A 12,716-nucleotide genomic window follows, 5' to 3' on the forward strand; every position below is an offset into this window, starting at 1 on the left:
ACAGGTAGATTTTCCGCTTTTCACGTGCGGGTATTCTCATCCGGCGACGGAGGCCGGCCTGGTCAGTCCGACCGATGCGAGCGCAGCTCCGGCAATTCCGGCGGTGTTGAGAAGGGTGGCGGGGACGACCTTGGTGCGGTTGGTCAGATGCGGAATCCACTTCTCGTGCTTGCGGCTGATACCGCCTCCGGCGATGAAGAGATCTGGCCAGAGCAGGTTCTCGAAGGTGGTCAGAACTCGCGAGACCTCGACGGCCCACTCCTTGTAGCTCCAGTCCTTCTTCTCCTTCACCGACGACGCCGCCCGGTGCTCGGCTTCCTTGCCGTCGACCTCGAGGTGACCGAACTCGGTGTTGGGCAACAGAACTCCGTTGTGCAGCACGGCAGATCCGATTCCGGTGCCGAAGGTCAACAAGATCACGACGCCGGAGGTGTCTTTGCCCGCTCCGAACGAGTCCTCGGCGATTCCGGCAGCGTCGGCGTCGTTGAGGACGGTGACCTCGCGCCCGCCCAGCGCCTTGCCGAACAGAGCGGCCGCGTCGGTGTCGATCCAGGACTTGTCGATGTTCGCGGCGCTTCGCGCGACGCCGCCGGTCACGACAGCGGGCAAGGTGATGCCGACCGGACCGGTCCACTTGGCCTGCTCGACGATCTCGGCGACAGTGCCCGCGATCGCATCGGGTGTGGACGGCTGCGGGGTCAGGATCTTGATGCGGTCACCGATCATTTCCCCGGTGCTCAGGTCGATCGTGCCGCCCTTGACGCCGCTGCCGCCGACGTCGATCCCGAAACCTGTGGTTGTCATCGTCCTGCGCTCCTGAGTGTCGAATTCGAGGTCACGATCTACCGTTGCAAACACTAACCCGAACAAGGACCCGGGCGCGTCCTCTCGAACCGCCCACCTCGAGACGTTCGAGTGGTGCCCCTCGGTAGAGATGTGTTGCGATGGTCCGGTGCGCCCTTCAGAAAGAACGATGCCCGACTTTTCCGCCGATTCTCTGGACCCCGCACAGTTGCGGGAAGTAGCCGTAGCCGTCGCCGAACGCGCAGCCGAACACGTCCGCTTGCGTCGGCCCGAGGTATTCGGCCTGGTGGGTTCCGGTGCCGCCGAGGGTGGTTCGGTTGCGGCGAAGAGCACGCCCACCGATCCCGTCACGGTGGTCGATACCGAAACCGAACAGGTGATTCGCGACCTTCTGGCGCAATGGCGGCCTGCAGATTCGATCCTGGGTGAGGAAGGTGGCGGAGACACCGACGATTCCGCGGGAGTTCGATGGGTTGTCGATCCCATCGACGGCACGGTGAATTTTCTCTACGGAATCCCCGCGTTCGCCATCTCGGTGGCCGTACAGATCGACGGGGTCTCGGTAGCCGGGGCTGTCGTCGACGTGTCGTTGGAAACCACGTACGCCGCGCATCGGGGCGGCGGTGCAACCATGACCACGGCCGACGGCGTCGTCAGCGACCTGCAAGCCAATGAGGTGACCGAGCTGTCAATGGCGCTGTTGGCCACCGGCTTCGGTTACGGAGCGGATCGCCGGAAGGTGCAGGGCACGTTGATCGGGCAGATCCTGCCGCAGGTCCGCGACATCCGACGCATCGGTTCGGCTGCGTTGGATCTGTGCATGGTTGCCACCGGCCGGGTCGACGCTCACTTCGAACACGGACTGAGTCCGTGGGACTGGGCAGCCGGCTCCTTGATCGCTTCCGAAGCGGGCGCCGTCATCAACGTCCCGGCGCCCAATTCCACGTCGGCCGACGGCGATGTCGTTTACGCAGTCGCTCCGGCGATCGCCGAGCAGTTCGCGCACATGCTCAGTTCGATCGGCGCAGATCAGCCGATTCCGAGCTGAGGCCTGTCAGCATCGCGCCGTGCGCGCTGCTTTGAGCAGTGCGATGTCCATCGGAGCGACTTCGGCGTTTGCGGGCTGCTCGGCCAGAGCATGCAGGATCGCGGTGGCGTCGGTGTTGGGGGTCAGGGCGCCTTTGTTGTACGTGCCGAGAGCCAGGTCGACGGTGTCGTCGCCGCGGCCGTCCTGGACCAGTTCGGCGCAGGGGGCGACCAGCCAGACGGAACTGGCGGCGGCGAGGCCGTTCGCTCCGAATCGGATCTGACCCTGGCACTCCATGTTCTGGTCGACGTAGACGGGGTCGTTTCCGACCTGGACGTCCGGCGCGCTGGAGAAGCCGAACTCGCTCAGTTGCGCTGCCACCTGGGCCGCCTGACCGTGTTCACCGTTGGCGTTGAACACACGAACCTTGGTGGCGGCGAGGGGAGCGGGATCCACGTCGAGCAGCTTCGAGCGGTCGACGACGGTTCCCAGCGGTAGTGGCGCCGCTGCCGAAGGATCGGACGAAGGTTGCGGCAGGTTGCAGGCGACGGTGTCACTGACTTCCGCCTCGGCGCTCAGGATGCGGACCCACAAGACACTGCCGATCAATGCGAGTACCGCGAACACGGCGATCACCGGCCACGCGCGCCGACGGCGGAACGGACGTCCCTGGTCATCGGTAGAGCTGCCTTCGGTGATCAGAGAAACCACGGTATCCCTCGACTTTCTTGACGAAACTTCTACTTCGCCATCGGGCCGAGCGGCGCCGGCATGACGTTCGGTGCCTACCTTAGAGGGCCTGTGTGACGAGACAGCCGAAGCGAGGCTCGACGCGTCGAGTCCTTGTCGATTGCGAAACGGCAGTTGGCCGATTACCGGCCTGTTTCTACCCGGATTCGGCCCGAAAACATCGTAGAAAGGTCACAGCTTGCTCTTGCCTTGGTGACAATTCGCAGTCATTTTTCGGAAATTTCCGATTCGGTTACTACTTTCGTGCTCACGTCGGCTACTGTCTGGCGGCCCAGGTCGTTCAACTGGGCATCGGCCGGACGCCGAAACGACAACCAAATGAGGCGCAGATCACGTTCTCGGAAGGAACTTCCGGGCACTAATTCCAGTCCTGCAGCGTTATGCAGCGACAGGGAATGATCTGGATGCCACGGCGGTTTCCATGCGCATCAAGGATCTACCGGATTCTCGGCGCACACGGGACCGGGATACACGAAGAGGATGGGGTAGACGAGATGGCAACTGACTACGACGCACCGAGGCGTACAGAGTCCGACGAGGTTTCGGAGGACTCGCTCGAGGAGCTGAAGGCGCGACGCAACGAAGCGCAGTCAGCCGTCGTCGACATCGACGAGACGGACACCGCGGAGTCCTTCGAGCTGCCGGGTGCCGACCTTTCCGGCGAGGAACTCTCGGTTCGAGTTGTTCCGAAGCAGGCAGACGAGTTCACGTGTTCGAGCTGCTTCCTGGTTCATCACCGCAGCCGCCTGGCCAGTGATGCCAACGGACAGCTCGTATGCATGGACTGCGCTGCCTGATCTCCCTTCCCGGTGGTCGACCCGTCAGCGCGAGGGTCGACCAAGGGTCGGGAAGTACTGCTTTGCTGTGACCGCGCTGGTCAGAGATCCAGCGCAGCCAGCAGATCAGCGGGACGACGTGTGCTCACCAACCAGTACGGCGTGGGATCCTCCGGGTCGTCGAGCACGATCAACACCATTGTCTTGACCCATGGGCGATGCTGGACGAACGCCGACGGATCGAGTTGGCGCCCCATCGCAGCACTCTTCGCGGAAGCCGGCACTGCTGCCGCCCGTGAAATCAATTCCACCGGCAGGTGGGCTCTACCCACGTGCAGTTCCTTCACCCCTGCTGTCTCCACCACCTCGACGCGCATCCGGCTGAGCCAGAATGCCGCCCAGATCGGGATCGGGAGTAGTACGACGTACGCCAGGTACGAGAGAAGCCCCGGGCGGCCCATGTGGACCTCGGCCGCGAGGAGTCCGGCTACGGCCAACCCGGCGATCCACCACCAGATCGGCACCCACAGGCGCTCGGAGTACAGCGTCGTGGACGGGGGCGTTGTGGTGGCGACGTCAGGTCGAGATGTTTCGGGCACCTGTCAAGGATAGTCCGTCGCTACGAGTAGTCTTGGCCCACGTGAGCGACCATCTCTCCATCGCCTTGAAGCGACTGGATCCAGACCTGCCCGTTCCACAGCGTGCGCATCCCGGAGATGCGGGTGTGGATCTGTGCTCCACCAGCGACGTCACCATCGAACCCGGACACCGAACACTGGTCGGAACGGGGATCGCGATCGCTTTGCCGGTGGGCACCGTCGGGTTGATCCATCCGCGTTCCGGACTCGCCGCCAAATCGGGACTGTCGATCGTGAATGCGCCCGGAACCGTGGACGCGGGATACCGGGGCGAACTCAAGGTCTGCTTGATCAATCTCGATCCGGCCACAGCCATCGACATCCGCCGCGGTGACCGAATCGCTCAGCTCGTGGTTCAACGAGTCGAACTTCCGGTTTTCGAGGAAGTCGAATCGCTGGACGACACGACCAGAGGAACCGGAGGCTACGGTTCCAGCGGCGGGCACGCGATACTCGATACCGATGCGCCTGGCGCGGTAGTCGGAGAGGGAGTCTGAATCATGTTCGGACGCAAGAAGAAGACAGATGTCGACGAGGAAACCACCAGCTTCTTCGGTGACGAGAACGACGAGTCGGTGGAGATCGACGAGGTCGAAGACGATCTCGAAGTCACCGGCGACGAGTTCGGTGACGAATCGGAAGGCCCTTACGACATCTCGGAGATCGATTCCGACGATCCGACGGCAGGCCGTGACGGTCAGCGTCTTGATCTCGGTTCCGTTCTGGTGCCGATGCCGACCGGCGGGCAGTTGCAGGTCGAGATGGCGCCCAACGGTTCGCCGCAGGCCGTGCACCTGGTCACCGAGCACGGCCGCATCACGGTTGCTGCCTACGCCGCCCCGAAATCGCCCGGTCAGTGGCGTGAGGTCGTTGCCGAGCTCGCGCAGTCGCTTCGCGACGACAATTCCGCGGTGAGCGTCGAGAACGGCCCGTGGGGCCGTGAACTGGCTGCTGTGACGGCCAACATGGACCTGCGGTTCATCGGCGTCGACGGTCCCCGGTGGATGGTGCGCTGCGTGGTCGCGGGTCCGAGTGGATCCACCGCCGCGAACGCCCCTCTGGTGGCAATCGCACGGGACATCTTGCGTGACACCGTCGTCAACCGAGGATCAGAGCCGCATCCGGTGCGGACACCGCTGCCCGTGGTGCTCCCGCAGGTGCTCGCCGAGCAGTTGGCGGCCGCACACGAGCAGCAGTTGGCGGCAGCGCAGCAGCAACAGGTCGCCGCCCAGCAGCAACAGCAGTCAGCACCGCCCGCTCCGCCGGCACCTCCAGCACGGCCGACCCCGCCGCCTCGTAGCGGCGAATCCGGTTCTGCCATGCAGCAATTGGGTCAGTAACAGGATTTTCTTCAGGCGCTCGCGGTGGTATCGGATTCGATCGCCGCGAGCGCTTTGATGCAGGTGGACCCGAGAACCGCGGGGTCGCGCCCGATCATGTCGAGCGTCGTCGTGGCGACTGCGCCGCGGGGGAGTGAAGCCGCCCAGGCCTGCGCCACTGACGCGGGATGAACCGGATCGTCCATCGCCGACGCAATGCCGACCGGAACGCCTACCGCCCGTAGCGCGCTCTCGCCGAGTGAGTGGTACGACGCCGCCTCGTCGAGCGCAGCCGGGAGATCGGGCCACTGAGAGCGCCAGGAGCGCTCGAGTTCGGCTCCGAGCCACGCCGGACTCGACGCGAGCATCGCAGCGATCACCGACTCCAAGCCTTCGGAGCGCAGTTGCCCGGCGGTGAACCGCGCGCTCGCTGCTGCGGGGGCGTCGTCGGCCGAGCCCGTCCAGGCCGGAAGCGCTGCCAACACACTCACGGTTCGATCGGGATTGTCGGCGGCCCACTGGAGTGCAACGGCCGCTCCGATCGAGACCCCTCCGACGATGATTCGGCCGTGCGTGTCCGCGGCTCTGTCCATCGCGTCCAGATAGCCGTCCACGACACGCCGAGGGTCCGGTTCAATTGCGACGATGCGCACACCCAGAGCCTCCAGCGGCGCCCGGAATGCGCGGTCCGCGAAGTGGGCGTCAGAGCCTGTACCTGGGAGAACGACGGCAACGGTCGCCAATTCCGAGTTCTGCATCTCTTGATCTTGCCCGGTGCCCCCGAGACGCGGACTGACCGGTGTGGTTACACGCTCGTAATGGGTCTACAGTGGCGATCACACAGCCCTTCACGTGACGCGAAACCCTTGCGTCACACATGTTCGCAGGAGCGCGCAATGGCACCCGCCGCCGCAGGATATTTTCGTCGATTGACCCAGCGTCTGACCGAGGACGTCGACCAGTTGGACGCCCAGGAGATGGCCGAGTCCAACAAGGCTTCCGGAGGTCAGAAGGCATGCGATTGTCGTCGCGGTGAAGAAGTCACGATGGTGGGCCGACTCCGCAGCGTCGACGCGTGTCCCAAGTCGGGAAATGCCAGTATCGAGGCCGAGTTCTTCGATGGCACCGAGGTGATCAATCTCGTCTGGATCGGGCGTCGCCGGATCCCGGGAATCGAGACCGGTAAGACCCTGCTGATCCGCGGTCGTGTGGGCGAGCGTGACGGTCGCAAGGCGATCTTCAACCCTTACTACGAACTGCGCGGCGAATAGGCGCGTTTCCCGCATTTACCGTGCAACTCGGTGACTGTGGCACCCTCGACAGGTGACTGAAACACAACAGCGATCGGTAATCGACCAACTCGGCGGGCTGAGTGGTCTGATCTATTCGTCTTTGCCGATTCTGATTTTTGTCCCGGTCAACAGCATCTGGAATCTCACCGCGGCAATCTGGGCCGCATTGGGCGTCGCTGTCGCTATCGCGGCCTGGCGCCTCTTCCGCAAGGATTCCCTCCAACCCGCTATTTCCGGTTTTCTCGGAGTCGGAGTTTCCGCATTCATCGCCTACCGCACCGGCGACGCCAAAGGATATTTCCTCTTCGGTATCTACACGAGCCTCGCCTACGGTGCGGTCTTCCTGATTTCGATCCTCGTACGCTGGCCCCTCGTCGGAATCATCTGGGGCTATCTCAACGGGCACGGCAATCTCTGGCGCAAGCACAGCTCCGCCGTCCGGCTCTACGACGTCGCGACGGCAGCGTGGGCGTTGGTCTTCGGTGCGCGGTATCTCGTTCAGTCACAGCTCTACGACACCGACCACACCGGATGGCTCGCAGTCGCGCGTATCGGCATGGGTTGGCCGTTGACCGGTTTGGTGCTGCTCGTGACGGTCTGGGCTGTGCGTAAGGCCGATCGCATCGTCGAGCCTGAACCGGTTGTGGAGCCCGAAAGCAGCGAGCCCACCGCCACGGACGCAGGGGCCGAAGAGGTGGGCTCGGTGAATCTGACGAAGCCGCGCGAAGACCGCGATCTCAGCTGATCAGGTCCTGGTACTCGGGGTGCTTGTCGAGGAACTTCACGACGTACGGGCACACCGGATGAACCTTGAGGCCGCGTGCTCGTAGGTCGTCCAGAGCCTGGCGGACGAGAACCCCGGCCAATCCGAAACCTTCGAAGGCGGGGTAGATCTCGGTGTGGTTGAACGAGACGACGTCACCGGAGGTGGTGTAGTCCTCGATCCCGGCGAGGTCGCCGTCGGCATGGATCTCGTACCGGCTCTGGGCCGGATTGTCGGTGACTACGGTGTTTTCGGGCGCTTGTGCCATGTGATTCCCTTTCGTCGTCAGTGTGTTCGTCGGTCAATTCTCCAGGCGGAGTGCAACGCGCAACTGATCCTCGGCGTCGACGGCCGCAACGAAGAGCAGTTCGTCCCCGCCTTCGATGGGATCGTCCATCTGCGGGACGATCACGCGTCCGCCACGCAGGATGGTGACCAGTGCGCAGTCTCGCGGAAGTTCGAGTTTCTTGACGGCTTTTCCGGCAAGAGGTGTGTTGTCGGGCAACGTGATCTCGACGAGGTTGGCCTGTCCCTGCCGCAGTGTCATCAGTTTGACCAGGTCACCGACCGAGACGGCCTCTTCGACGAGCGAAGCGAGCATCCGCGGTGTCGAGACGGCGACGTCCACGCCCCAGGACTCGTCGAAGAGCCACTCGTTGCGGGGATCGTTGACGCGGGCGACAACTCGGCGAACACCGAACTCGGTTTTCGCGAGCAGACTGAGGACCAGGTTTGCCTTGTCGTCTCCGGTCGCGGCAATCACGACCTCGTACGACTCCATCGACGCGTCCTCGAGTCTGCTGAGTTCGCAGGCGTCCGCGTGCACCCACTTCGCCTCGGGCACCGACTCCGGTTCGATGTGATCGAGTTTGCGTTCGATCAGCATGACGTCATGTGAGCTTCGAATCAGCTCTCGCGCAATGGAACGGCCTACGGCGCCGGCTCCGGCGATGGCGACCTTCATCGAGAACTTCCAATCACGTTGTAGTGCAACACAGTCGCAGTCTTGTTGTGGGGGGCGGCGTACGGATCAGTCATCTGCGGCCTCCCTCAGTCGTCGCTCGGCGGCGGGTTGCCGGCCAGTGCGACAGCTTCGGCGACGGTTCCCGACACGGCGGCGATGTAGACCTGATCGTCGGCCTGGATGACAGTCTTGCGGTCGGGGAGAATGCCGGTCCCGAAGCGGATGATGAAGGCGACTCTCGAACTGGTCGCGCCCTCGAGGAGCGCGATCGGCTTGCCCGCCCAATCCTCGTGCAGGGCAAGTTCGGTGATGGCGACAGTGCCCGAAGGATCGCGCCACTTCGCAGTCTGACTTTCCTTGGTCAACGTGTGCAGGAAACGATCCGTCGACCACGGCACGGTGGCGACCGTGGGAATGCCGAGTCGCTCGTAAACAGCGGCACGCTTGGCGTCGTAAATACGTGCGACGACGCGTTCGACGCCGAAAGTCTCGCGTGCGACTCGCGCTGCGATGATGTTGGAATTGTCTCCCGAGGACACCGCGGCAAAGGCGTCGGCCCGCTCGATTCCCGCCCGGACCAGCACGTCACGGTCGAACCCCATTCCCAGAACCTTGGTTCCCGGGAAGTCGAGATCGAGACGCAGAAACGCACTCTGATCGCGGTCGATGACGGCGACCTCATGTCCGATCCTGGTCAGAGACGCGGCGAGGGAAGAACCCACTCGACCGCACCCCATGATGACGACATACACGCCCTACTCCGTTCATGGACCCTCATGGCGCGATTGCACGCCGAATCGAACGGTACAGCCACTCACGGGAAGAGCAAGTACAACGGTCGCCCGCGTGCCGGTTGTCACGACAAAAGGTGAAGTTGGGGCTCTGATGACTCCGAATCGGGCGAGACGGCTTACGCTTTGCACGTGTCTAAGCTCTCGACCGCTACCAAGCGGCTCCTGCTCGGTCGGCCGTTCCGAAGCGACAAACTCGGGCACACGCTGCTACCCAAGCGAATTGCACTACCGGTCTTCGCGTCCGACGCGATGTCGTCCGTCGCGTATGCCCCCGAAGAAATCTTCCTGGTTCTCTCCGTCGCGGGTATTTCCGCGTATGCGTACACCCCCTGGATCGGATTGTCCGTCGCCATCGTCATGGCTGTGGTGGTGGCGAGCTACCGCCAGAACGTCCACGCATACCCCTCCGGTGGCGGCGACTACGAGGTCGCGACGGTCAACCTCGGCCCGACCGCCGGTCTGACCGTCGGTAGTGCGCTGATGGTCGACTACGTGCTGACGGTCGCCGTGTCGATCTCGTCGGCGGCGTCGAACATCGGCTCGGCGCTACCGTTCGTCGCGCAGCACAAGGTGTTGTTCGCAGTTGCGGCGATCGTGTTGCTGACCGCGGTCAACCTTCGCGGTATCCGTGAATCGGGGACCGCGTTCGCAATTCCGACCTACGCATTCATCGTCGGCATGTTCCTGATGCTCGGGTGGGGATTCTTCCGGATCTACGTCCTCGGCGAGGATGTGCACGCGGAATCGTCGTCGTTCACGCTCAACGCCGAGGATTCGCATCTGTACGGAATTGCCTTCGCGTTCCTGATCGCCCGCGCATTCTCCTCGGGCTGTGCCGCACTGACCGGCGTCGAGGCCATCAGCAACGGCGTACCGGCGTTCCAGAAGCCGAAGTCGCGCAACGCTGCCACGACCTTGCTGCTGCTCGGGTCGATCGCCATCGTCCTGCTGATGGGCATCATCATCCTGGCTCAGAAGATCGGCATCGTCTACGCACACAATCCGCAGGAACAGCTGGTCGGAGCGCCGGAGGGCTACCATCAGAAGACCTTGATCGCGCAGATCGCCGAAGCCGTGTTCAGTGGTTTCCCGATCGGTTTCTTCTTCATGGCGATCGTCACGGCACTGATCCTGGTTCTGGCCGCGAACACCGCGTTCAACGGATTTCCGGTACTCGGATCGATCCTGGCGCAGGATCGGTACCTACCGCGTCAGCTGCACACGCGCGGCGACCGACTGGCATTCAGCAACGGAATCCTCTTCCTCTCCGGTGCTGCCATCGCATTCGTCGTGGTGTTCGGCGCCGAGGTCACCAAGCTCATCCAGTTGTACATCGTCGGCGTCTTCGTCTCGTTCGTGCTCAGCCAGACGGGCATGATCAAGCACTGGACTCGGCATCTGAAGTCCGAGACCGACAAGGCGCAACGGGCCCGTATGCAGCGCTCGCGAGTGATCAATTCGATCGGTCTGGCAATGACCGCCACCGTCTTGATCATCGTTCTGATCACCAAGTTCGCTGCCGGCGCATGGATCGCCATCGTCGCGATGGTCGCGATCTTCATCGTGATGAAGATGATCCGCAAGCACTACGACAGCGTCGCAGCCGAGCTCGAGGAGCAGGAGTGGGACGGCGTACTGCCCAGCCGCACGCACTCGATCGTGCTCGTCTCGAAGTTGCACATGCCGACGATGCGAGCTCTCGCCTACGCGCGAGCCACGCGACCGGACACCCTCGAAGCCATCACGGTCAACGTCGACGAGCCGGACACCCGTGCACTCGTGCGTGAGTGGGAGAAGAGCGACGTGACGGTTCCGCTCAAGGTGATCGAGTCGCCGTACCGCGAAATCACCAAGCCGGTTCTCGATTACGTCAAGCGTGTACGACGCGATGCTCCGCGTGACGTCGTCACCGTCTTCATTCCCGAGTACGTCGTCGGACACTGGTGGGAGCAGATCCTGCACAATCAGAGCGCGCTTCGTCTGAAGAGTCGTCTGCTTTTCCAGCCCGGCGTGATGGTGACCAGCGTTCCGTGGCAGCTGAGTTCGTCGGCAAAGGCGAAGCCGCTCGACATCGAGAAGACCGCAGGTGCCACGCGTCGCGGTTACGACACCGGCGAGAAATGATCACCGGCGAAAAATGATCGGCAACATCGAAATGGCAGGCGTAGTTCGTTGAGTGAGAATTGGACCGGACAGACCTTCGAGGTCGATCTGGGCAACCCCGGTCACGGCGGGTTCGTCGTCGCCCGGCACGAGGGGCGGGTCGTGTTCGTCCGTCACGGTTTGCCGGGGGAGCGTGCGCTGGTCCGGGTGACCGAGGACAAGGGCGGATCGTTTTGCCGCGCCGACGCGATCACCGTTCTCGACGCTTCTCCGCATCGGATCGATCCGACATGCCCGATCTCCGGCCCGGGCGGGGCGGGCTGCTGCGACTACTCGCATGCGGATCTGAGCGTCCAACGTGAGATGAAGACCTCGGTCGTGCGGGAGCAGCTTCTGCGACTGGCTCGTGTCGAATCGGACGTCGAGGTAGAGGAACTGCCCGGAACCGGAGGCGGAACGGGTTGGCGCACGCGAGTCCGGTTGGCGGTGGACGGGCACGGTGTCGCCGGATACCACGCGTACCGCAGCAACCGGATCGTCACAGACCTGCGGTGCACCCAGATCGATCAGAGCGCGTACGACGGTCTCGGCGGTGCGCAGTGGGCGCCAGGTAGCGAGCTGCAGGTCGTTCTCGACGCTGCGGGCGAGCGGCACGTCGTGGAAATCGCGGCACCCGCGGTGTCCAAGACGGGACGGCGGACGCCCGGGCGACGCGGCGCGATGGCACGCCGAGCGGCAAGCGGCGGCCCGCGAAAGACCCGAGTTGCCATCGGATCGGACACAGTGATCGAGCGCGTCGGCAATCGAGAATGGGCGCTGGCCGCGACCGGTTTCTGGCAGGCCCATCGCGGCGCTGCGGCCGCGTACTCACAGGTGGTCGGGGAGTGGGCCGGAGCCGCTACCGCGGACACGGCCTGGGATCTCTACGGCGGTGTCGGCGTGTTCGCAGCTGCGCTCGCCGAGCTTGTCGGTCCGTCCGGCGTGGTGGAGTCCGTCGAATCTTCGGCGCGTGCAGTCGCGGACGGGCAGGCAGCGCTGTCCGATCTCGGTCAGGTGCGCTTCCACAGCGCCCGCGTCGAGAACATCATCGCGGATCTGGAGCGTTCGCCTGCTGTCGTCGTGCTCGACCCGCCACGTGCGGGGGCCGGCCGTCCGGTCGTGGAAGCTCTCGCCGCAACGGGCGTTGAGCGGATAATCCATATCGGGTGCGACCCGGCGTCGTTCGGTCGCGATATCGGCCTCTACCTGGAGCAGGGCTTCAGAATCGGTGGCCTCCGGGCGTTCGACGCGTTCCCCCAGACTCACCACATGGAGTGCATCGCGCTCCTCGAACGCTGAGACGTCCCGAAATCTTTCCCTGAAACGGTGTGACGCTTCTCGCGTTCACAACAGTTGCTTGCATTACGCAACTAATCGTATAGTTTCGTTCTGCAAGTAGTTTTCCGTTTTCAAGTCACGGCTCGTTCGGGCCACTCGAATTCAGGGG

At 63.6% G+C, this 12,716-nt stretch carries 15 protein-coding genes; 8 read left to right on the forward strand and 7 right to left on the reverse strand.

The annotated features are described in order from the left end of the window. Positions 1-36 precede the first annotated feature (36 nt). Entirely contained in the window at positions 37-804 is a 768-nt protein-coding gene (ppgK, locus tag RHP72_RS13525) for a polyphosphate--glucose phosphotransferase (RefSeq protein ID WP_042449945.1), read from the reverse strand. A gap of 169 nt (positions 805-973) precedes the next feature. Between ppgK and RHP72_RS13530 the strand changes: the two genes are divergently transcribed. Continuing rightward, positions 974-1,852: an inositol monophosphatase family protein gene (locus RHP72_RS13530; protein ID WP_042920008.1), complete on the forward strand. Its 879-nt coding sequence runs from the start codon at positions 974-976 to the stop codon at positions 1,850-1,852. A 6-nt stretch (positions 1,853-1,858) separates the two neighbouring features. Here the strand turns inward: RHP72_RS13530 and cei are convergent, their stop codons facing one another. After that, positions 1,859-2,542, reverse strand: a complete 684-nt coding sequence (gene cei / locus RHP72_RS13535) for an envelope integrity protein Cei (protein WP_003942618.1) — start codon at positions 2,540-2,542, stop codon at positions 1,859-1,861. Between the two features lie 533 nt (positions 2,543-3,075). On the opposite strand from cei, the gene RHP72_RS13540 reads away from it, so the two are divergent. Further along, complete coding sequence (locus RHP72_RS13540; RefSeq protein WP_003942593.1) at positions 3,076-3,378, forward strand: DUF4193 domain-containing protein; 303 nt, start codon at positions 3,076-3,078, stop codon at positions 3,376-3,378. Positions 3,379-3,458: 80 nt separating this feature from the next. Here the strand turns inward: RHP72_RS13540 and RHP72_RS13545 are convergent, their stop codons facing one another. Further along, the gene (locus RHP72_RS13545; RefSeq protein ID WP_003942596.1) at positions 3,459-3,956 is read right to left on the reverse strand and encodes a DUF3093 domain-containing protein; all 498 of its coding nucleotides are present in this window, start codon (positions 3,954-3,956) and stop codon (positions 3,459-3,461) included. Positions 3,957-3,997: 41 nt separating this feature from the next. Between RHP72_RS13545 and dut the strand changes: the two genes are divergently transcribed. Next, positions 3,998-4,492: a dUTP diphosphatase gene (gene dut / locus RHP72_RS13550; RefSeq protein WP_003942635.1), complete on the forward strand. Its 495-nt coding sequence runs from the start codon at positions 3,998-4,000 to the stop codon at positions 4,490-4,492. Positions 4,493-4,495: 3 nt separating this feature from the next. Continuing rightward, positions 4,496-5,335 (forward strand): DUF3710 domain-containing protein, encoded by an 840-nt coding sequence (locus RHP72_RS13555; RefSeq protein ID WP_003942585.1) that lies wholly within the window; start codon positions 4,496-4,498, stop codon positions 5,333-5,335. An 11-nt stretch (positions 5,336-5,346) separates the two neighbouring features. Here RHP72_RS13555 and RHP72_RS13560 read toward each other — a convergent pair whose 3' ends face one another. Then, on the reverse strand, positions 5,347-6,072 hold the full coding sequence (locus RHP72_RS13560; RefSeq protein ID WP_007732844.1) for an alpha/beta fold hydrolase: 726 nt from the start codon (positions 6,070-6,072) through the stop codon (positions 5,347-5,349). A 138-nt stretch (positions 6,073-6,210) separates the two neighbouring features. On the opposite strand from RHP72_RS13560, the gene RHP72_RS13565 reads away from it, so the two are divergent. Both RHP72_RS13565 and RHP72_RS13570 read left to right on the forward strand, forming a co-directional pair. Beyond that, a complete protein-coding gene (locus tag RHP72_RS13565; RefSeq protein WP_003942613.1) occupies positions 6,211-6,585 on the forward strand; it encodes an OB-fold nucleic acid binding domain-containing protein in 375 nt (124 codons plus the stop codon). 52 nt (positions 6,586-6,637) lie between these two features. Continuing rightward, positions 6,638-7,351, forward strand: a complete 714-nt coding sequence (locus RHP72_RS13570) for a DUF3159 domain-containing protein (RefSeq protein ID WP_311094771.1) — start codon at positions 6,638-6,640, stop codon at positions 7,349-7,351. On the opposite strand, the gene RHP72_RS13575 is transcribed toward RHP72_RS13570, so the two are convergent. The 3 genes from RHP72_RS13575 to RHP72_RS13585 all read right to left on the reverse strand — a co-directional run bounded on the left by RHP72_RS13575 (position 7,344) and on the right by RHP72_RS13585 (position 9,085). Continuing rightward, entirely contained in the window at positions 7,344-7,637 is a 294-nt protein-coding gene (locus tag RHP72_RS13575; protein ID WP_003942641.1) for a GNAT family N-acetyltransferase, read from the reverse strand. The genes RHP72_RS13570 and RHP72_RS13575 overlap by 8 nt on opposite strands. Positions 7,638-7,670: 33 nt before the next feature. After that, positions 7,671-8,333, reverse strand: a complete 663-nt coding sequence (locus RHP72_RS13580; RefSeq protein WP_003942632.1) for a TrkA family potassium uptake protein — start codon at positions 8,331-8,333, stop codon at positions 7,671-7,673. 86 nt (positions 8,334-8,419) lie between these two features. After that, positions 8,420-9,085, reverse strand: a complete 666-nt coding sequence (locus tag RHP72_RS13585; protein WP_003942587.1) for a TrkA family potassium uptake protein — start codon at positions 9,083-9,085, stop codon at positions 8,420-8,422. Positions 9,086-9,256: 171 nt separating this feature from the next. On the opposite strand from RHP72_RS13585, the gene RHP72_RS13590 reads away from it, so the two are divergent. Continuing rightward, positions 9,257-11,251: an APC family permease gene (locus tag RHP72_RS13590; RefSeq protein WP_007732857.1), complete on the forward strand. Its 1,995-nt coding sequence runs from the start codon at positions 9,257-9,259 to the stop codon at positions 11,249-11,251. 48 nt (positions 11,252-11,299) lie between these two features. Continuing rightward, positions 11,300-12,568 (forward strand): TRAM domain-containing protein, encoded by a 1,269-nt coding sequence (locus RHP72_RS13595; protein ID WP_311094772.1) that lies wholly within the window; start codon positions 11,300-11,302, stop codon positions 12,566-12,568. Positions 12,569-12,716 lie beyond the last annotated feature (148 nt).

This window comes from Rhodococcus sp. SG20037, assembly GCF_031763325.1.
Classification (GTDB): domain Bacteria; phylum Actinomycetota; class Actinomycetes; order Mycobacteriales; family Mycobacteriaceae; genus Rhodococcus_F; species Rhodococcus_F qingshengii.